Here is a 19,140-nt window from a genome sequence, read left to right on the forward strand (position 1 = left end):
GATATTGAAGAGGAGAGCAGGTGGCGACAATCATTCCGGTGGCGAACCAGAAAGGAGGTGTGGGCAAAACCACAACAACTCTTTCTCTGGGCGCAGCTTTAGGGATCCTTGGCAAACGTTGTTTGGTCATGGACCTGGACCCTCATGCCAGCGCCACCATTCACCTAAAATTTTATCCTGATCGGCTTGACGCCACCGCTTATGACCTTTTTACTCAGGTGAACGAGGATTGGGAGCAGGTTTGGTCACGCATACGCTATAAGGCTCCAGGCGATCATTTTGAATTTGTGCCCAGTCACACCAGATTGGCTGAACTTGAAATGGACCTGCGCGACAGGCCGCATAAAGGAGGAATCCTGGAGCGGGCCCTTGCTCATATCGACCAGGAATTCGATTACGTGCTGCTGGACTGTCCTCCCCATGTGAGCATATTACTGGTCAATGCATTGGTTGCAGGGAACATGTGCGTGGTGCCGATTCAGACGGATTTTTTAGCGCTCCATGGGTTGAAACTGCTCTTCGACACAATGCGTACGCTCAACAGGGTTCTGCCCGACCCCATTGAATACCGCGTATTGGCTACGATGTATGATCAACGCGCCGGGGCGTGCAAACGGGTCATGGAATTGCTGCGAAACAAGATGGGCAGGCGCATGTTTGACAGCATCATTCATGTTGATACCAAATTCCGTGAGGCCTGCGCTCATGGCAAAGTCATATATGATATTGCTCCTGGAACCAGAGGTTCCCAGGAATATCTGCAGTTGGCAAAAGAGATAGAAAAATATGACAAAGACGCCTGAAGAATACTTCCAGGAACAGGAATTTCGTTCCGAACCGGCAACCCGGGAAGATTCCTTCACTGAAGCTGAAAAGGCCTTTCTCGAGAAGTATCTTGGACTCGAAGAACCGGATATCCTCGAAAAGTTGGGGATAGAGGCGCCTGTTGAGCCCAGGAGTGTCTCTGTTCCTGAGCCTGAGGTTGCTCCTGAGTCTGAACCGGAAGCCACGCCTGAGCCGGCTGCTGTCGACGAAGTTTCCGAAGCGCCCGAGGTTGTGGAGCAGCCTGAGAAAACAGCTGCGGAGGTGGAGCCTGTCGCTGCAGTTCAGGAGGCTACTCCTGCGACGGGGGAGGAAGAGGACACCGGAGAAGACGAGGCTACAGAAGCTGCGGTAGAGGGACTTGCTGAAAAGGAGCCCACGGATTCTGATCTGCAGCTTCGCGATTCGTTGCAGCTGGTCAGTTTCATGGTGCGCCATCAGGAGTATACCTTGCCCATTGACGCTGTGCAGGAGGTTGTCCGCGCGGTCAAGCCCACTCAGGTTCCGGAAGCGCCCTCGTACATGGCAGGGCTGGTCAATTTACGCGGCAGAGTCACTCCTCTGGTCAAGCTGGATGCCTTGTTGGGAATTGAGCAGGGCAAAAAGCTGGTTACCGAAGAAGGACAACCCGATGATGGTGAGGACAAGTTCATAGTTGTTTGCCGTAAAAAAGGGTTGCAGGTTGGCCTGCAGGTCCGCCAAGTGACTACGATGTATCGCATTTCTCAAGAGAAGATTGAGTGGAATATTGAGTCTCGGCTGGGAGGAACCCAGGAGCAGCTGGTTACGGCGTTGATGCGCAAGGATGACGACACGTTGGTCGGAATCCTCTCCATCGACAAAATCGTAGAGAGAATTATGACACGGTGAGGTGACGCCCATGCCTAAACATATTCTTATAGTTGACGATTCTAAAACTGTTCGCAACCTTGTTGCTTTTATTTTGAAAAAGGAAGGTTTTAAGCTTACGTCAGCTGAAAATGGCCTGGATGGCCTGGAGAAGTTGTATTCTGCTGAAGAGGTTGATCTTATTATTTCAGACGTAAATATGCCTCGGATGGATGGCTTTTCCTTTATCAAAGCCGTACGTGAGCAAGATGCATATAAGGATATACCGATTATAGTTCTTTCCACTGAAGGCCAGGAAAAGGACATCAAACATGGCATCAATTTGGGCGCCAATCTTTATATGGTTAAACCTGCGCAGCCCGAAAAATTGCTGCGTAACGTCAAGATGTTGTTAGGGTAAGCAAGGTATCAAAGGAAGCCTATGAGCCAGGATTTCAACGATCCGGAAATATTCGCCGATTTTATTGTTGAGGCTAAAGAACATCTCGAGACCATCGAGCCAAATCTTCTCGAACTGGAGAAGAGCCCTGACAATCTTGATTTGTGCAATTCCATCTTTCGCCCCATGCATTCGCTTAAGGGGGCGTCAGGCTTTTTGGGCCTGAATACAATCAACAGGCTGGCTCATAAAGCGGAAAACATCATGGAAGAGCTGCGCAAGGGCTCCATGCCCGTGACCAGCGAAATCATGGATGTCATTCTGACTTCTACGGATGCCTTGCGCCAACTCATCGATAACCTCGAAACAACTGGAAGCGAAGGTGAGGTCGATGTCGACCCCATCATTGCGACAATTGAAGCCTTGTTGGCGGGCGAGTTGCCGCCTGAAGCCGCGGCTGTTGATGCTGCGCCTGAAACGGAAGCTGCGCCTGAGGTTGAAGAAAGCGCTACGGAAGCTGCAGAAGAACCTGAGGCGTCTTCGGAAAATGGGCAGGGGCGCGAGAATGGGACTGCTGTCGAATACGAGGAGATTGGTGATCCGTATACCTTGACCACTTTTGGTGAAGGACATCTCAATGATTTTCTTGAAGAAGCCGCCGAAATTATAGCCAATCTCAATAGCGGCCTTTTAGAGCTTGAAAAGGACCCCACGGCGGGTGGCGATCTTGTAAATGATATTTTCCGTTATTTCCACAATTTAAAAGGTAATAGCGGTATTATCGGTTTCACTGAGCTCAACGGCTTGACCCATGAAGCCGAAACGTTGCTGAACCGTGTGCGCAAAGGTGAAATTGAATCCACTCATGCGCTTATTGATCTTTTGTTGGGGGTTGTCGACCTCATTGAAGTGCTGGTCAGCAAAGTGGATGCGGAGAGCGGTAAGGTTACTCCCGTAGAAATCGGCTCTTTGGTGGAGAAGTTGCAGCGCGCAGTGAATGAAGGCGTTGTTGAGTATGTCCGTTCCCCTGATGCCGGACAGAACGGGGATGCTGCGAAAGAGGACAGCGGCAAGACATCTGAAGCTGAAGCCCCGACTGCAGGCGCTGTGGACGCAGTTTCTGCGGATGCATCTCAAGAGCCTGAAATTGATGTTGATCCTGAAGATGTGGCGGTTTTCGACTCCACAGTCTCGCAGCAACTGAATAACATCGATATTGCCCTTGAAGAACTCAAGAAAGATGCAGATCAGGGAGATTATATCGACGGTTTGTACCGTTCCTTGCTGACGCTGCAAAATTCTTCTGGCTACATGGACCTTGAAGAAATCAAGGTCTACGCAGAGCGGACTGCCAAGTTGGTTGACCAGGCGCGCAAGAGTGGCATGGGCTTTGAGCCTCTGATGGACATCATGCGCCAGGAAGTCTCCATCTTGAAGGATATGCTGCTTAAAGAGCTGGATGTCCTCAAGTCGGCAGTTGAAAAAGGTGGCGCCCCAGCACAGGGGGGAGCGCCTGAAGCTGAAGCGCCCCCCGCTCCTGAAAAGCCGGCCGCAAAGGAAGCGAAAGCCCCAGAAAAGAAGGAACCGGCTCCTGCTCCAAAAGAGAAAGAGACGCCTGCGGCTACCGCTCCTGCAAAAGATTCTCCGAAAGAGGCTGCCCCGGCAAAGCCGGAACCCAAGCCCGAGCCCAAACCGGCTGCGAAACCTGCTCCCAAACCCGCTGCCAAGCCAGCGCCTGCGGCGCAACCGGCTGCAGCGCAGCAGCAACAAAAGCCGAAAGTCTCTTCCACCATCCGCGTGGACCATGAGAAGCTTGACCACCTCATGAACCTGATCGGCGAGCTCATCATCAACCGCAACAGGTTTTCCATGCTTGCCCGTGGCTTGGAAGAGGGGCGCGACGTCGGTAAAATCGCCCAAAGCCTGACCGAAACCACATACGCCATGGCCCGCATTTCTGACGATTTGCAGGATACCATCATGAAAGTGCGTATGGTGCCTGTGCAGACTGTCTTCTCGCGTTTTCCTCGGTTGGTGCGCGACCTTTCCCGTAAGAGCAACAAGAAGGTCGAGCTTGTGACAGAAGGTGAAGAGACTGAACTCGACAAGAGCGTTGTGGAAGTGATCGGCGACCCCTTGGTCCACCTTATCCGTAACTCTGTTGACCATGGTATTGAGCCTGAGGAAATGCGGCTTACAACCGGAAAGTCCTCCACAGGCACCGTGTACCTGCGCGCCTATCACAGGGGCAATTCCGTCGCCATCGAAGTGGAAGACGATGGCCGCGGCATTGATCCTGAGAAAATGCGCCAGTCTGCCATCAAGAAAGGCATCATCACCCCTGAGGAAGCCAAGAATCTTGATGATCGTGAGGCTTTGGAGCTTATTTTTGCTCCGGGTTTTTCTACCGCCGAACAGGTCACGGATATTTCCGGTCGTGGTGTTGGAATGGATGTTGTGCGCACCAATATCAAGAATTTGAAAGGCAGTGTGAACATTGCCTCCGAGGTGGGAAAGTATACGCGCTTCGTGCTTTCACTGCCTCTGACGCTGGCGATCATTGACGCGTTGATGGTCAAAGTTGCCGGGCAGACCTTTGCCATTCCCCTTGATGCTGTTTCCGAAACCACCAAGATTGAAGCTGATCGACTGACGGATGTGAACAACCGCAAGGCGGTTACCATTCGTGGCGAGGTGCTGGGGATTGTGGATCTGCGCGAACTGCTTGAAATGCCTCCTCGAGAAGAAACCGAAATTCTATCGATCCTTGTCATTCATGATAACGATCGCAGACTTGGCATTATTGTCGACAGTTTGCTTGAACGCCAGGAAATCGTCATCAAATCCCTTGGCAGCTACCTTGGGGATCAAAAAGGTCTTTCGGGCGCCACCATTATGGGGGACGGTAGCGTAGTGCTTATCCTCGACCCCCATGAGATATACATAATGGCTACTTCTAAGGCTATATAAGCAGCTCTTGATGTGGCAGTGATAGGAAAAAGCGGAGATAAAAGGAAAAATCCTGTACCCTTTTTGTGAAAAACATTGGCGCACTTGGTTTGAATGACGTATAGATGTTGCAGGGTTTTGAAATTGCGTTTCGAATCTCTTCATCATCTTTTTATAAAGCCAGGGGGTGCTTATGTTTTTTAGACAATTTTGGGTTTTTGCCTTAGCCTTGCTTTGTGTTTCTTGTGTCACTTCAGGCACAAGTATGTTGAACACCGCCACCAGCGCCAGCATGCAACAGCCCGCTGCAGCTGATACCGGAGGTGGCGGCACGACTTCTCCCACCACCTACAGAAACACGGTCCGCAATTTCCAATTCACCCTGCCTGCAGGATGGGAGCCAGTTACTGACCCCAATTCTGAATCGGTCACCGTGATGAAAGTGGGAACTCCACGCTCTTTCATCATCACTATTGAACAGATGGTCCCCAGTTTCCCCAGAGCGGCAGCTGTTGAAGCCGGTTTGAAGCAGGACAAGGAGCGAGTACAGATAAACAAGCTTCTGGATGCGCACCGCCGCGATGATGGAAACATTAAAACCGGTTGTGGCGTCATTGGTTGGGAGCAGACCGAAGCCCCACAAAAGAATAGTTTTCAGCGCATCATCTGGCAGGCTTATGATGGAGAAAACTATTACTATAATTTTATGACTGCTACAGAAAATGAAGATTTCACCGCGGCGCATCCCGAGCTCCGCCAGATACAGGACTCCATCAAATTTTGTCAGTAGTCTGTTTTTTTGCGTTCGCCATATAAAAGCCGCACCTTTCTGTGAGACAGAGGGGTGCGGTTTTTTTCGTCTCCGTTTTTTTCTTTAAACGCATATTTTGTTGTAAAAATGATTTATTACTCTATTTTACATTTAATCTAAAGATAATCTAGATATTTGAAAGGATTTTTCCACTTGAATTTGCTGGCAGTGTTCGTGTAGCACAATATACAATAGTATCAGTTCTCTCACGCAGGGGGAGGGGCGACTTCATCTTGCCTTGCCTGCTGCAAGCGTTCCTCGCATTGGCAGGAATTGGACATATCGGGGGCCGTCCATGAAACGCATCCTACTGTTAAGTGTCATTGTTATTTCCTTGCTTATGGCCGGGTGCGGGCAGATGATGCAGAATTTTGCTCGGACCATAGATTCCTGGGTACACGGCAATCCAACTGCAGTTCGTTATAAAATGGAACCGCAGGCGCCTCAGGTGTTGGACGCAGACGCTGACGGCATCTCTGATGACATGGACGAATGTCCGCAGAGCGCCGCTGGGGTCATGGTGGATGCCATGGGGTGTCCGATTTCGCTGTATGTGGCTGTACGTGTGCAATATCCTGACAAGAGTATTCAGCCGGGAATCCAGTATGCTCCCATGATTGAGCGTGTAGGTAAGCTGCTGGCCGAGAATCCGGCTGCTACCCTGCAATTGGAGGGGCATACTGACGATTCAGGTTCATTGCAGGAAAATCAGGCCGTTTCCGAGAAGCGTGCGGCAGGCATAAAAGCCGCTCTGATAGAACAGTACGATATCGCCCCAGAGCGTATAAGCATTATCGGTTACGGTGCAGCGCGACCATTGGTAAGCAACGCCACGGAAGCGGGGCGTCAGCGTAACCGTCGTGTGGAGATGGTCGTCAATGGCTACTATGCTGAAAAGGTCGTGTATGTGGCTTTGGGTGAACCGGAAATGGTCAACTTCGCCCTTGGCGAGTCTTCATTGAGCAAAGAAGATATTCTGCGCGTCGCCACTCTTGCCAAAACGCTGCAAGAGAATCCGGAATCCAAGGCCATGATCGAAGGGCATACCGATAATCTGGGAGACAGCGGCAAGAATCTTATCCTGTCTCGAGAGCGTGCGGCCAGTGTCCGGCAGATGTTGATAGAGCAGTATGGCATAGCAGAAGAAAGATTGCAGGCCAAAGGTTTTGGCGATTCCAGGCCAATAGCCGATAACGAAACCGAGCAGGGGCGTTTCAAGAACAGACGTGTCACCATATCCATTCAGAAACCGGAGCGTGCACCCCGGCGTATGGCCGGAGCCGCCACCCCCAACGTTTGATGCGCTTTATTGGAGCAAGGGGATATAGGGAAAACGCCCCGCCAGTACAGAGCCATTGGCCTGTGCTGGCGGGGCGTTTTTGCGCACTAAAAAGGGACGCTTCTAAAGGATCACGTGCCGTCTGATGAAGTTGGCCACTTCCTGGGGCGTATCCAGAATGGTAAACATGTCCAACTCTTCCTCTCTGGCAAAGCCACGCAATACCATCTCTTTACGAATCCATTCGAGAAGGCCGCTCCAGTAATCGCTCCCGTAAAGGACGATGGGAAATGGCTTGATCCGTTTTGTTTGTGAAAGCACCGAAGCTTCAAAGAGCTCGTCCAGGGTGCCTATGCCCCCTGGCATGACCACATACGCCATGGCGTATTTCACAAACATTACCTTTCGTACAAAGAAGTATTTGAATTCACAAGGGATGTTTTGGAATTTGTTGGGCGCCTGCTCCATTGGCAAACGGATATTCAACCCTACTGACTTGCCCCCGGCTTCTGCGGCGCCCTTATTGGCCGCTTCCATGATCCCGGGACCGCCGCCACTGATGATGGCGTATCCTTCTTCTACAAGCAGCCGGGCGATTTCCTCTGTTTCCTGATACAATGGGTCGCTTGAAGAGACGCGGGCGGAGCCGAATATGCTTACCGCAGCGCCAAGTTCGGACAGGGCGTCGAAACCATCCACAATTTCGGCCATGATCTTAAAGAGGCGCCAGGACTCGTGCATCGAAAGGTCGTCAATAAGATACTGCTTGCTTTTCATCTTGTTCTCCGCGTGCTTTCCCAGGGCAGGTGGGGATTGCTCATGTTTGCCATTGCCGGGGGAGTTTTAATATGTGCTTTGCTGAAAACTGGCAAGGCGCATACGGTCAACAGGCGAGAAACACCTTGAAATCCTAAGCGTGAGGGGGCAAGAGAGAGACAAACAAAACAGGATGCATGGTGTGTGGCCGATTGTGCCGGAATCGTAGCGCAAGAAATGATAGTGTTGCAACGAGTATGCAGCGCTCATTTTGCTTGGAGCCAAAAAAAAATCCGGGCAAGCTCGTGCGACAATCTGGAGGGAGATTATGAAAGTTCAGTTTCTTGGTGCAGCCCAGACAGTAACGGGCTCCTGCTATATGATGCAGGTTGGTGATGTCCGTTTTGCGGTAGATTGCGGCATGCACCAGGGGAATAATGAAATAGAGAAGCGTAACCGTAATGTGGATCATTATGATGCCGCAAATGTTGATTTTTTTCTGGTAACGCATGCGCATATAGACCACACCGGACTATTGCCCCGCATGGTGCAACTTGGGTTCGAAGGGAAGATATACGCCACTTCGGCCACCAAGGACCTGCTAGAAATAATGCTCCTGGACAGCGCTCATATTCAGGAGATGGAGGCCGCCTGGACCAATAAGAAGCGCCGCCGGCACGGGCAACCCCCACTAGAACCTCTCTATACGCAGGATGATGCCATTGCCACTTCCAAGTTGTTCCAGGAAGTGGCCTACGAGAAATCGTTTGAGCCTGCACCCGGCATCAAGGTTACCTACAAGGATGCCGGCCATATTCTTGGTTCAGCTTTTATCGAGCTGTTTCTGAAGGAAGACGGCAAGACCTACCGTTTGATTTTTTCCGGCGATTTGGGGCGCCCCAACCAGTTGTTGCTGCGCGATCCCAGCGAAGCCGGCCCCACGGATTATGTCTTTCTGGAATCCACTTATGGAGATCGTAACCATAAGAATGAGCAAACCAGTCGGGACGAACTGGCCGAAGCCATTGCCTATAGCCATAAGAATGGGGAGAAGGTCATCATTCCTGCTTTTGCGGTGGAGCGCACGCAGGAGATTCTTTACTCACTCTATATGCTGCATAAGGCCGGCAAACTGCCTGAAGACATGCCCGTTTATTTGGATAGTCCCCTTGCCATTCGCGCAACGGAAATTTTTCGGAAGCATCCTGAATACTTTGACGAAGAGACCCAGGCATTGCTCAAAAATGGTGAAAACCCTTTGGAGTTGCCGGACCTGCGGTTCACTTTGCGCACTGAAGAAAGCCAGGCCATCAATACCACCAAGGGCGCGGCCATTGTTATTTCCGCCAGCGGCATGTGCAATGCCGGGCGCATCAAGCACCACCTGCGCCACAACCTTTGGCGCAAGGGGGCGAGCGTTGTTTTTGTAGGCTATCAGGCCAAGGGAACGCCCGGACGACGCATCGTGGACGGTGCCCCGAAAATCCGTATTTTTGGCGAAGATGTGGCCATCAATGCCAAAGTGTTCACCATTGGCGGATTTTCAGCCCATGCCGGACAAAGCCAGATTCTCGACTGGCTAGACGCCCTGCGCAAACAGGCCGGAGAAACGCCGCAGGTTTTTCTTGTTCATGGTGAAGTAAAGGCACAGAAAACGCTTGCCGGGCTCATCAAGGAGCGCATGGGGTTACAAGTGCATATCCCTGGCTATCTTGAAGAGTGTACTCTGGAGCCGGGGCAGGCTCCCGAAGTTGTGGAAGCCCCGGAGCGTATTGCAAGGCCGGGTATCGACTGGGAGTATGTCTTGGGTGAATATGAGACCAAGTTGACGACCCTCAAGGAAAGGCTGGAACGCGTCAAAGAGCGCCCCTGGGAGGATCAGGTGGATGTACGGGAGCGCCTTTTTGAGATAAGTTCTGAACTTTCAAGTTTGATTTCAGAGCTTTAACGAGTATTGAATATGGCACAAGGACTTCGAATTACTGGAGGACGCCTGAAAGGGCGGCTTTTGAAGACAGGGCAGGGGCCTGGGTACCGGCCTGCCACGGGAAAGGTGCGTGAAGCGCTATTTTCCATGCTGGAGGCCCGAGGGTGTGCATGGAGTGACATGATGGTGCTGGACCTCTTTGCCGGCAGCGGCAGCCTGGGGTTCGAGGCCATTTCTCGAGGTGCGCGTTCCGTATGGATGTTGGAAAAAGACCCCAAGGCTGCAGCTTTGATACGGGAAAATGCAAAAAGTCTGGATGTGGACCCCGGGCAGGCTGTGGTCGTAGCCAAGGACCTCTTTCGCCAGATGCAGCGCCGTGGTGAATTGGGCGCTCCTTCTTTTGAACTGGTATTTATTGACCCCCCTTATGGTAAGGGGTTTTTGCTCCGTGCGCTGAAAGGCGCCATGCAATATGGATGGGTTGCCGATGAGGCGTTGGTAGTGGCTGAAATCGAGCATACCCTGGATATAGAGCCGGAAGCGATGCACCCAGATTTGGAGTTGCTTGCCGATCGTCGCTACGGCCAGACAAGGATATTGATATGGAAAAACAACGCGACCATCTCGCCATCTACCCAGGAACATTCGACCCCCTGACGTTCGGGCACATGAGCCTGGTAAAACGTGGCCTGGATATTTTCGATCACATTGTCATTGCCGTTGCCAAGGACACCACGAAAAATCCCCTTTTCAGCCTGGAAGAACGGGTTGAAATGGCGGATGAAGCATTTATGGATGAGGATCGCGTCAGTGTGGAGCCCTTTTCCGGACTGCTGGTGCGCTATGTAGAAGAGCGCGGCGCCCGTGCTGTGCTCCGCGGTTTGCGCGCTGTTTCGGACTTCGAGTACGAGTTTCAAATGGCGCTCATGAACCGCAAGCTTTCCCGCCAGGTGCAAACGGTGTTTTTGATGACTGATTACCGCTGGTTGTACATCAGTTCCACCATTGTCAAAGAGGCTGGCAAGCACGGTGGCGATGTACGCGGCCTGGTGCCGGACAATGTCTACTTCAAAATGATGAAGCGCTACGGCCACATCTAGCAGAGAAACATTGTGAGCCGACAACCAGTTGCCATTCTGGTGGGGCCCACGGGGGCCGGCAAGACCGGATTGGCCCTTGCCTTGGCCGCCACTATTCCTCTGGATGTGATCAATGCCGATTCGCGGCAGGTTTATGCCGATTTTCCTTTGATCACGGCCCAGCCCAGCCAGGACGAACAGAGCGTTTGTCCACATAAACTCTATGGTTTTTTATCTTGCGATGCCAAGATTACGGCTGGCGAGTTTGTGCGACTTTCTCGCCTGGCCATTGAGGAAACCGCATCACAGGGGCGTCTCCCCCTTTTGGTGGGGGGCACGGGTCTCTATTTGCGGGCGTTATTGGAAGGACTCGCCCCTATCCCTGATGTGCCGCCGGAAGTTACGGAAAGTCTGGCGTATGATCTTCAGGAAAAGGGACTTCCAGCTCTACGTTGCCGGCTGGAGGAGGTTGATCCGGAGTATGCGGCTAAAATTCACCCGAATGATACGCAGCGTACATTGCGGGCATTGGAAGTATGGCGCGCCACGGGGCGCTCTCTCTCCTGGTGGCACGGGCAACCGACACCACCTTCTCCTTACACATCCGTCAAATTGGGGGTTCACGTTTCCATGCAGGATCTGGAGCCCCTTCTGGCGCGGCGTATTGAGCTCATGCTTGAGGCAGGCGCCCTGGAAGAAGCGCGGGCTGCCTATGCCAAATGTTCTGATCCCAAGGCGCCGGGGTGGAGCGGCATAGGGTGCGCAGAGCTTTTGGCGCACATCAAGGGTGAAAGCACCCTGGAAGAAGCCAAAACACTCTGGCTGCGCAATACCCGCGCCTACGCCAAGCGGCAAATGACCTGGTTCCGCAAGGAAACTGGGCTGCACTGGGTGACGCCGGATGGAGCAGGGAAAGCTACAGCTTTGGAGTTGGTGGCCCCTTTGGTTTGATCCTTTGCATTGTCTTTCCCCGCCAGTGTGCCTGGTTGTTTGCCTGAGATACTGGCCAAAGGCAGAGGGCCTCCCTCTTATCAAGGCGGCAGATAGATGCGGCAGTGTTTACTTACAGTTCTTTTTTTGTTTTTGGCTGGGGGGCTTGCCACAGCTCAAGGTAGAGCGGATTTTGATCCAGCCCCCTTGTTGCGCGATGCCGCTGCCTTGTTACAACAGGGGCAGGTACTTGAAAGTGCAGAAGCTTATGAACAGGTTCAAGAACTCAGCACTGACCCGGAAATACGTACCCTGGCCCTTGTCCGACAGGCCGGCATAGCTGCACTCTACCTTGCCACGCCCAAGGCAGCTCTGCGCTTGTATGAGGAGGCCATTGCCATGGCGCCTCCAGGGGCATTGCATGCAACTGCCCTCTATAACGCCGCCATGCTGCAATATGAGATGGGGCGCTTTTCCAATGCCGCGGAAGGCTTTGCCACCTACCTAGCCTCTTATCCAAAAGGCCCACGCCGTCAAAGCGCACACTATATGCTGGAGCGTTCGCGCCGGGAATCTGATGGTGCGGCAATGCCATCCGCAAAGAGAGTTGCGCCCTTCCAAGTAACGGCAAAAGAGCCCGTTGTCAGGGTATTGCTGGAGAAGGCCGCCTCCGTCGTCATTCAATCGCCGCAGGGGATGCATGTGTTGCTCAAGGGCGGAGGCTATGAAACTCTTGCTGCAGAAGAGTTCGTGTTCACCATCCATGAAGGGCGGGTGGTGATTTCAGGACGGGAATTCGGTTCCAGTGTGGTGTTGCTGCCTGAAGGCGGCGGCTTTTTCTGGAAAGGAAAGCGTTATCCTGGTGAAGTCGCCGTGACTGTGGTGGATCAGGAATTGGCGCTTATCAATCGTCTGCCATTGGAGACCTATTTATGGGGCGTTATCCCTGCTGAGATGCCGGCAAGTTTCGCCCCCCAAGCTCTGGCGGCCCAGGCGGTGGCTTCACGCTCGTATGCAGCAGCACTTTTATTGGGGAAGCAGGGGGAACAATGGGACCTGACGGCCAGCAAGCTTTCCCAGGTATATAAGGGCGTTCGGACGGGGGCTCCCCGCATCAGGGAGGCCGTCGAGTCCACTTCTGGGGAAATGTTGCTGCATGAAGGCAGCCCTTTGCTCAGTTATTTTCATTCTCATAGTGGTGGTATGCTGGAGGATGACGCCGCCGTATGGAATGGGGACTTGCCCTTTTATAAGGTGCAAGCAGACCAGGTATCCAACAATGCAAAAGACATGTCCTGGACTCTGGACGTCGGCTGGGACGAGTTAGCCAAGGCTTTGCGTAAGCAAGGGCTGCAGGCAGGGCAAATACACGGACTTGAAGTTGTCGAGAGGACAGGCTCTGGGCGGCTGGGAGCAGTCCGTGTACTGCAGGACTCGGGGAATATTACAATTTCCGGCACACTTTTGCGGCGTGCGCTTGGCTCAGTACGTATGCGCAGCACCCTGTGTGAACTGCACCCGCGCAACGGGGGCGTGGTTTTTACGGGAAAGGGGTTCGGCCATGGTGTCGGCATGAGCCAATGGGGGGCGCAGGGAATGGCCAAGGCTGGCAGCGATTACCGCGCTATTCTGGCCCACTATTATCCCGGCGTTGCAATACAGCGGCGCTACTAATGCTTGTTTTATAAGTATTTTACCGGCTTTCCGGTCGTGGCGTGCTGCTAATCAAACCCATTTGGTGCACGCCAAGATACCACAACAGCGTCCCGGCGGGACGGTTGAAATCCATAATATCCACGCGCAAAAGACCTGCGTTTTCCACCTGGATGGCGGCCCTGGAGTCATTGGTAATCAGCAGCGACACCAATTCTCCAATATTGGGCATGTGCCCTACAATGCAGGCACGTTGAACATCGTGTTTTTGCTGGAGCCCTTGGAGATATTCCAATGTTCTTGCCGGAGGCGTCATGGCCTTGACGGCATCACTTACCAGGATATTTTTGACAGGATAATTCACTGCCTGGGCAAGAATGGCTGCCGTTTGCTGCGAGCGTTTTTTTGTGCTGCAGATCATTGCATCCAGGTCAAGGCCCATAAGTTTGGCGGCAAGCGCGCTTTTTTCAACCTGATCACGGCCAACAGGGCTGAGTGGTTGTTCTGGGTCCAGTTCCTTAGAGAGGGCCAGCCCGTGTTGCATCAGATAAAGTTCCATGCTCCGGCTCCTTGTGTCCGTTCCGGACTTGCGTGGCGTTTATTTGCACTGTCGCCTTGCTGACGTTTGCAGTTGGTGTCAGGCCTTCTAGACGACCTATCAGACCAGTAGATTTGCCGCAAGGGGTTGCCTCTAATTGTGTCCTTAGAAGATGGTCGGTTTTTTGCAAAGCAATGGGCATGAAAACCGACGTGCTTTATCCTCCACATGTCGCCACCCGCAGGCGGGCAATTGGGGCCATGCTTGCGGGTGCTGCGGCGTTTTGCACAGCCCCACAAATGGTGTTGGCATCATCTGGCGCCATGGATTTGGCCATGGAGGGACAAGGGCTGCTTGCCAATGGCAAGGTGCTGCAAGCATTGCCCATCCTTGAACGCGCCAATGCTTTGGCTCCCCAGGATATTTGGATATTGGGATTGCTGGCCAGGGGGAATCTGCTGGCAGGGCGTGATGCAAAGGCGCTTGAAGCCGTGAACTCCATCCTGACCTTGCAGCCTGATGAACCAACAGCGCTTATGATACGTGACCAGCTTAGCGAAAAAAAGGCTGCTGGTGGGAAACAACAACAATTTCCCCAGCCGGAAGCCCCGGCGTCTTCTCTGGCGTTGCGGCGTATTGTTCTAGACCCTGGCCATGGCGGTTTTGATCCTGGTGCTGTGCGTGAAGGGCTGGAGGAAAAAGAAATTGTCTTGGATGTCGCCAGACGTACGGCGCGTGTCATGGAACATATGGAACCGGGTGTGAAGCTGCATCTTACCCGTACTGATGATTATTTTGTGCCTTTGGAGTCGCGCGCGGTATCGGCCAATTATTTTGAGGCCGATCTTTTTGTTTCTCTGCATGCAAATGCCCATGAGGATCCGGAAGCAGGGGGGGTGGAAACATATCGCTGTGCAGAGCGCCCCAGCAGCGCGTATGCAGCCAAAGTGGCGGCGCGGGAAAATGCGGCACCGGAAAAGGAAACTGCCGTTCAGCAACGCCAGTTTATTGATTTGGAAGACATTATATTTCGTTTTGAGCGTGGACATGCCTGGAAGACAGGCAAATTGCTAGCAGGCGCCATGCAACAGGAATTGGCCAAATCGCTCCCCTTGAAAGATCGGGGTGTGCATGGAGCTAATTTTGCTGTGTTGCGCAAGGCCCGAATGCCGGCGGTTCTTGTAGAGGCGGGGTTTGTCAGTAACCCCATGGATGCGCAAATGCTTGCTTCCGACCAAGGGCGTGAGCGCCTGGCGAAAACCCTGGCAGGAGAGTTGTCCCGGTTGGCCAGGCAAGGTGTGACGCAACCTGGAGCAAAACAGCAGGGGGTTGCGTAATGCGAATAATCCTGCTGCTGCAAGTTTTGGTGTGCTGCACTGTATTGCCTCAGAGCGCCTTGGGCAGTGAAGCAGGCGAACACGAACTGCTGGAAGGGGCGGCTTTCCTTGAGCAGGGGCGCCTGGAAGCGGCAGAAGAGGCATTGCGGCAATCTTTACAGAAGACGCCCGACAACGTCTACGCATTGAATCAACTCGGGCTTTGCCTGTTGCGCCAAGGGCGTTTTGAAGCTGCAACAGTAAAATTTAGGCGTGTATTGACGTTGGATAAAGGCAACTCCTTTGCCCGCATTTGGTTGGGCGCCATGGAATTGCGCATAGCTAACACCGCTGCAGCGAATATCCTGTTTCGCGAAGTACTCGATGCAGATCCGGACAATCCTGACGCCCATTATTTTCTGGGAGTCATCCTCGCCAGTGAGGGGCAGGTGGACAGGGCTCTGGAACATTATCAAAAGGCTGGCGCCAACGCCCCTGATGATTCCGCTTTGCAATGTCGCCTGGCTCGGGCTTTTGTAAGGTTGAATATGGTGGACGAAGCTGAGACCGCATACCGGAATGCGTTGCAGGTTGCTCCTGAAAATGGAAACGCGTTGCTCGGTTTGGGGTGGCTTCTCTACAATCAGGGGCAGGCGGATGCTGGCATGAATATGATGCGCATGGCGTTGGATGTCCCTGAAACGGCGTCTGAAGCACGAAAAAGTCTGGCTGCTGCTGCAAATGAACGTGCTTTGGCATTTTGCGCAACAGGCAGCGTGGGTGCAGCGAAAAAATTGTGGAACGAGGCCCTGCAGCATGATCCGGGCAACAGGGCTGCACGTTATTATCTGAGAGCGGGCGCTTCATCCAAGGGTGTCTGCAAAGCTGTGGGAGGACTTGTCCCGTGAAGAGTCATACAATTCAAGGCAGAGCGCATCTGTGCCTTTCACGGCGCTTGTGTTGGGCCATCACCTTTCTGTTTGTCCTTTTGCTCCTTGCAGGGGCGTCCGTGGCGTTGGCTGAAGAAGGGTTTGTTGAAAAACATGAAAATGGCACCGTGGACTGGCTGACAGGGACTGTGCGGGCTAAAGGCATTGGCGCCCCCCCTGCCAATGCGGTGAATGCGGCGCAGGCCAGAGCCATGGCTTTGCGTGCAGCCACTGTAATCGCCAGGCGCAATCTTTTGGAACTTTTGCGAGGGGTGCAGATCGATTCCGCCACCACTGTGCAGAATTATTTAGTCAACGATGATACTGTTGTATCTCGCGTGAACGGGCACTTGGACCGCGCCATCATTGAGGATACGGCGTACATGTCGGACGGATCAGTGGAAGTGGTTGCAAAGGTTGAGTTGCGTGGCCCTGTTTCCAGAACGCTTCTGCCTGGCGCTGCTGCAACGCCGCCGACACCACCCAAGCCTCCTAAACAGAAGCCAGGGCCAACCGCGCTGCAAAAGACGGAACAAAAACCCGCCTCCCGCCCAGCCATTCCGGATGGCGGCAGCGTGGCGGCCGCGCCATCTGTAGCTACCAGCATTGCCCCCACTATGGATGGGGCTTCAGGTCTTATCATAGATGCCCGTGGCTTGGGCGCGCGCCCCGCCATGAGTCCCCGCATTGTGGATGAAAATGGCGAGGAGGTATACGGGTCGGCTTTTGTGGGGCGTGAATACGCTATCCAGCAAGGAATGGCCGGTTATGCAAAGGATGTGGAGCAGGCTGCAGCAAGTGATAGAGTTGGCAGCGCCCCACTGCAAGTGAAAGCCAAGGCAGTAACCGGTCAGGCCGGTACTGATCTCGTCGTGAGCAACGAAACTGCTGCGCAAATTCGTGCTGCAGCAGCAGGGAGCGACATGCTTGAGCAATGCAGGGTTATGATCGTCCTCGACTGATGTGTATGAAGGACGAAAGGAGAGCCTCATGAAAATTAGATTCCAAACACTCGCAATACTGCTGGCGGCGTGTTGCCTAGCTGTCATGCTGGCTGGCTGCGCAGGCAAGGAGCCGCGTACTCCGAGCGGTATGATGGATTCGCCGGAACATCATTACAAAACGGGGATGCACTACCTGGACAAGAAGGATGCAGGGCGAGCAATTAGCGAGTTTGACAAGGCCCTGGAACTCGACCCCGAATACGGGCCCGCCCTCGCCGGTAGAGGCCTGGCCAAAGCCATGCTCGGAGATGCAGAGGGCATAGACCAGGTGGACGATGCTTTGGATGAAGCAACAAATCCGGAGCAGGAAATCCGTGCGTTGGTCGCCAGGATACGGACGCTGACAGCGATGGCGGACGCAAAAGGGGCGGATGTACAGGAACTCCTGGAGGAAGGAGAGGATGCCTATGATGATGCCATGGACATTATTGAGGATTCCCCTCGATTGGAAACACCTGAGTTGTATTATTATCAGGGAGAGCTTTATCTGCGTGCACTGAAAATGGAGCAGGCAGAAGAGATGTACCGCCGGGTGCTGGATTTACACAGGGGCATGGAAGCTGAAGCCCAAGAACGTTGGGAGTTGGTGCAAAAGGTTCGCAGGGCTGCGCCACAGACCCATGTTGGACTCAAAATTGCCCTGGTAGAGCAGATTACACGTGCGGATATGGCTGCTTTATTGGTGGAGGAATTGAATTTTGATGATTTTCTGAGCCGTACCGGAGTGCCCGCAGATACATCGTTCAAGGCGCCGACTAAACCTGATCAGGCATGGAAGCAAGAGCAGGGCGGGGGGATGATGACGGACGTATCAGGCCACCCCCTTTCCGGCGCCATAGAGATCGTTACAGGCTATGGAGTTCGCGGATTGAAATCGTTTCCTGACAATACCTTTCGACCGGATCAGGTGATGACCCGAGCAGAAGTTGCCATGGTTCTGGAAGATATTCTCATCCGTGCCGCCAATGAGCCTACATTGGCCACCCGCTATATAGGTCAGGCGAGTCCTTTTTCGGATTTGCGGGCGGATCACCCAGCCTTTAATGCGGCCATGTTGACCACGACAAGAGGATTGCTGGCAACAGAGGGGCGGTCCGGGAGTTTTGAACCCATGGCCCCGGTTTCAGGTGTCGATGCTTTGCTTGCAGTGAAAAAGCTGAAGGAAGAATTACGAGTTTTCTAAGCAAGCTGGTTTTAAAATGATAGCCCCCCGTTCTGTATGGCAGGCGGGGGGTTTTCTTTTGAATATGAACTATTGTGCTTCCCAGACTTTGTATGCAGAGGCGCCTAGAGGCCCTATAGCGTAAACGAGACCGCTTCCACATTGCAGCGTAAAGTCTGCTGAGCGCTCTATGCTGGAACAGTCATCACTCAAGGCTGCAGCCCTGGCCGCTGCAACATTCCCGTTATTGCGAAGTAATGCAGCATAAAAAGTCATGTTGAGTTGAGAAATGCCAGCTCCGACCAAGCTTTCGGCGACACGTTGTTCAGCTGCAAGTTGAAGTGATCGGTACTTTGGTATGGCGATGCTTATAAGGGTGCCAAGTATAAGTAATACGCAATTAATTTCGACCAAAGTAAAGCCATGTGCGTATTTAATTTTTCAAGTCTATTTTTAGCTGCAGGGGCGAGGTGTTGATGCGAGTTTGTGCGTGATGGAAATAAGTTTGTATCCATATATTAATAATTAAAAATCTATAAACTAGTAATGAAAGTGTCGTGTTTCAGTATATGTATAGTAAAATAAAGAGGAAGATTTGTCAATGTTTATCGGTAAATAGTAATTTATTCGAAAGAAGAATCTGAAATGACTTGGCATATATTATCGGCAAACGGAATTTTTACAGTAATTTAGTTGGAAGAATTGTTTTGGCGATGGGTTTTTCGTTGTGGCTAGTTTTAGTGACAGTGTGGACAGA

General features: G+C 52.7%; 18 protein-coding genes. 15 read left to right on the top strand and 3 right to left on the bottom strand.

Features of this window, described 5'->3' with window-relative positions; genetic code table 11:
* Positions 1-20 precede the first annotated feature (20 nt).
* The 6 genes from ACZ5EH_RS17750 (at position 21) to ACZ5EH_RS17775 (ending at position 7,110) form a co-directional block, all read left to right on the top strand.
* Positions 21-803 (top strand): ParA family protein, encoded by a 783-nt coding sequence (locus tag ACZ5EH_RS17750; protein WP_464275215.1) that lies wholly within the window; start codon positions 21-23, stop codon positions 801-803.
* A complete protein-coding gene (locus ACZ5EH_RS17755) occupies positions 787-1,692 on the top strand; it encodes a chemotaxis protein CheW (RefSeq protein ID WP_464275216.1) in 906 nt (301 codons plus the stop codon). Before ACZ5EH_RS17750 ends, ACZ5EH_RS17755 begins: the two co-directional genes overlap by 17 nt.
* 10 nt (positions 1,693-1,702) lie before the next feature.
* On the top strand, positions 1,703-2,071 hold the full coding sequence (locus tag ACZ5EH_RS17760; protein WP_464275217.1) for a response regulator: 369 nt from the start codon (positions 1,703-1,705) through the stop codon (positions 2,069-2,071).
* A gap of 21 nt (positions 2,072-2,092) precedes the next feature.
* Positions 2,093-5,020 carry a chemotaxis protein CheA gene (locus ACZ5EH_RS17765; protein WP_464275218.1) on the top strand — a complete coding sequence of 976 codons (2,928 nt, stop codon included), beginning with the start codon at positions 2,093-2,095 and terminating at the stop codon, positions 5,018-5,020.
* Between the two features lie 244 nt (positions 5,021-5,264).
* Positions 5,265-5,789: a hypothetical protein gene (locus ACZ5EH_RS17770; RefSeq protein ID WP_464275219.1), complete on the top strand. Its 525-nt coding sequence runs from the start codon at positions 5,265-5,267 to the stop codon at positions 5,787-5,789.
* 316 nt (positions 5,790-6,105) lie between these two features.
* Positions 6,106-7,110, top strand: coding sequence for an OmpA family protein (locus ACZ5EH_RS17775; RefSeq protein ID WP_464275220.1), 1,005 nt, complete (start codon positions 6,106-6,108; stop codon positions 7,108-7,110).
* A 102-nt stretch (positions 7,111-7,212) separates the two neighbouring features.
* Here ACZ5EH_RS17775 and ACZ5EH_RS17780 read toward each other — a convergent pair whose 3' ends face one another.
* A complete protein-coding gene (locus ACZ5EH_RS17780; protein ID WP_464275221.1) occupies positions 7,213-7,866 on the bottom strand; it encodes an LOG family protein in 654 nt (217 codons plus the stop codon).
* A gap of 307 nt (positions 7,867-8,173) precedes the next feature.
* On the opposite strand from ACZ5EH_RS17780, the gene ACZ5EH_RS17785 reads away from it, so the two are divergent.
* The 5 genes from ACZ5EH_RS17785 (at position 8,174) to ACZ5EH_RS17805 (ending at position 13,455) form a co-directional block, all read left to right on the top strand.
* On the top strand, positions 8,174-9,793 hold the full coding sequence (locus ACZ5EH_RS17785; protein ID WP_464275222.1) for an MBL fold metallo-hydrolase RNA specificity domain-containing protein: 1,620 nt from the start codon (positions 8,174-8,176) through the stop codon (positions 9,791-9,793).
* 12 nt (positions 9,794-9,805) lie between these two features.
* Positions 9,806-10,429: a 16S rRNA (guanine(966)-N(2))-methyltransferase RsmD gene (rsmD, locus tag ACZ5EH_RS17790; protein ID WP_464275223.1), complete on the top strand. Its 624-nt coding sequence runs from the start codon at positions 9,806-9,808 to the stop codon at positions 10,427-10,429.
* A complete protein-coding gene (gene coaD / locus ACZ5EH_RS17795) occupies positions 10,375-10,872 on the top strand; it encodes a pantetheine-phosphate adenylyltransferase (protein WP_464275224.1) in 498 nt (165 codons plus the stop codon). Before rsmD ends, coaD begins: the two co-directional genes overlap by 55 nt.
* 12 nt (positions 10,873-10,884) lie before the next feature.
* Complete coding sequence (gene miaA / locus ACZ5EH_RS17800) at positions 10,885-11,802, top strand: tRNA (adenosine(37)-N6)-dimethylallyltransferase MiaA (protein ID WP_464275225.1); 918 nt, start codon at positions 10,885-10,887, stop codon at positions 11,800-11,802.
* A gap of 96 nt (positions 11,803-11,898) precedes the next feature.
* On the top strand, positions 11,899-13,455 hold the full coding sequence (locus ACZ5EH_RS17805; protein WP_464275226.1) for a SpoIID/LytB domain-containing protein: 1,557 nt from the start codon (positions 11,899-11,901) through the stop codon (positions 13,453-13,455).
* A 19-nt stretch (positions 13,456-13,474) separates the two neighbouring features.
* On the opposite strand, the gene ACZ5EH_RS17810 is transcribed toward ACZ5EH_RS17805, so the two are convergent.
* The gene (locus ACZ5EH_RS17810) at positions 13,475-13,993 is read right to left on the bottom strand and encodes a SixA phosphatase family protein (RefSeq protein WP_464275227.1); all 519 of its coding nucleotides are present in this window, start codon (positions 13,991-13,993) and stop codon (positions 13,475-13,477) included.
* A gap of 179 nt (positions 13,994-14,172) precedes the next feature.
* Here ACZ5EH_RS17810 and ACZ5EH_RS17815 point away from each other — a divergent pair, with 179 nt between their 5' ends.
* The 4 genes from ACZ5EH_RS17815 to ACZ5EH_RS17830 are packed head-to-tail and all read left to right on the top strand — an operon-like array spanning position 14,173 to position 18,404.
* A complete protein-coding gene (locus ACZ5EH_RS17815; RefSeq protein ID WP_464275228.1) occupies positions 14,173-15,309 on the top strand; it encodes an N-acetylmuramoyl-L-alanine amidase in 1,137 nt (378 codons plus the stop codon).
* Positions 15,309-16,196: a tetratricopeptide repeat protein gene (locus tag ACZ5EH_RS17820; protein ID WP_464275229.1), complete on the top strand. Its 888-nt coding sequence runs from the start codon at positions 15,309-15,311 to the stop codon at positions 16,194-16,196. Before ACZ5EH_RS17815 ends, ACZ5EH_RS17820 begins: the two co-directional genes overlap by 1 nt.
* Positions 16,193-17,179 (top strand): hypothetical protein, encoded by a 987-nt coding sequence (locus tag ACZ5EH_RS17825; RefSeq protein ID WP_464275230.1) that lies wholly within the window; start codon positions 16,193-16,195, stop codon positions 17,177-17,179. Before ACZ5EH_RS17820 ends, ACZ5EH_RS17825 begins: the two co-directional genes overlap by 4 nt.
* Before the next feature lie 28 nt (positions 17,180-17,207).
* Positions 17,208-18,404, top strand: coding sequence for an S-layer homology domain-containing protein (locus tag ACZ5EH_RS17830; protein WP_464275231.1), 1,197 nt, complete (start codon positions 17,208-17,210; stop codon positions 18,402-18,404).
* 69 nt (positions 18,405-18,473) lie between these two features.
* Here ACZ5EH_RS17830 and ACZ5EH_RS17835 read toward each other — a convergent pair whose 3' ends face one another.
* Positions 18,474-18,821: a prepilin-type N-terminal cleavage/methylation domain-containing protein gene (locus ACZ5EH_RS17835; protein ID WP_464278319.1), complete on the bottom strand. Its 348-nt coding sequence runs from the start codon at positions 18,819-18,821 to the stop codon at positions 18,474-18,476.
* Positions 18,822-19,140: the final 319 nt, after the last annotated feature.

This window comes from Desulfovibrio biadhensis, assembly GCF_055388615.1.

Excerpts from the sequence above, each read along its gene's own strand:
- ACZ5EH_RS17785 (WP_464275222.1), top strand. The coding sequence starts at position 8,174 with ATGAAAGTTCAGTTTCTTGGTGCAGCCCAGACAGTAACGGGCTCCTGC.
- ACZ5EH_RS17830 (WP_464275231.1), top strand. The coding sequence starts at position 17,208 with ATGAAAATTAGATTCCAAACACTCGCAATACTGCTGGCGGCGTGTTGC.
- coaD (WP_464275224.1), top strand. The coding sequence starts at position 10,375 with ATGGAAAAACAACGCGACCATCTCGCCATCTACCCAGGAACATTCGAC.
- ACZ5EH_RS17805 (WP_464275226.1), top strand. The coding sequence starts at position 11,899 with ATGCGGCAGTGTTTACTTACAGTTCTTTTTTTGTTTTTGGCTGGGGGG.
- ACZ5EH_RS17815 (WP_464275228.1), top strand. The coding sequence starts at position 14,173 with ATGAAAACCGACGTGCTTTATCCTCCACATGTCGCCACCCGCAGGCGG.
- ACZ5EH_RS17765 (WP_464275218.1), top strand. The coding sequence starts at position 2,093 with ATGAGCCAGGATTTCAACGATCCGGAAATATTCGCCGATTTTATTGTT.
- ACZ5EH_RS17755 (WP_464275216.1), top strand. The coding sequence starts at position 787 with ATGACAAAGACGCCTGAAGAATACTTCCAGGAACAGGAATTTCGTTCC.
- ACZ5EH_RS17770 (WP_464275219.1), top strand. The coding sequence starts at position 5,265 with ATGTTGAACACCGCCACCAGCGCCAGCATGCAACAGCCCGCTGCAGCT.
- ACZ5EH_RS17775 (WP_464275220.1), top strand. The coding sequence starts at position 6,106 with ATGAAACGCATCCTACTGTTAAGTGTCATTGTTATTTCCTTGCTTATG.
- ACZ5EH_RS17820 (WP_464275229.1), top strand. The coding sequence starts at position 15,309 with ATGCGAATAATCCTGCTGCTGCAAGTTTTGGTGTGCTGCACTGTATTG.
- ACZ5EH_RS17760 (WP_464275217.1), top strand. The coding sequence starts at position 1,703 with ATGCCTAAACATATTCTTATAGTTGACGATTCTAAAACTGTTCGCAAC.
- ACZ5EH_RS17810 (WP_464275227.1), bottom strand. The coding sequence starts at position 13,993 with ATGGAACTTTATCTGATGCAACACGGGCTGGCCCTCTCTAAGGAACTG.
- ACZ5EH_RS17780 (WP_464275221.1), bottom strand. The coding sequence starts at position 7,866 with ATGAAAAGCAAGCAGTATCTTATTGACGACCTTTCGATGCACGAGTCC.
- rsmD (WP_464275223.1), top strand. The coding sequence starts at position 9,806 with ATGGCACAAGGACTTCGAATTACTGGAGGACGCCTGAAAGGGCGGCTT.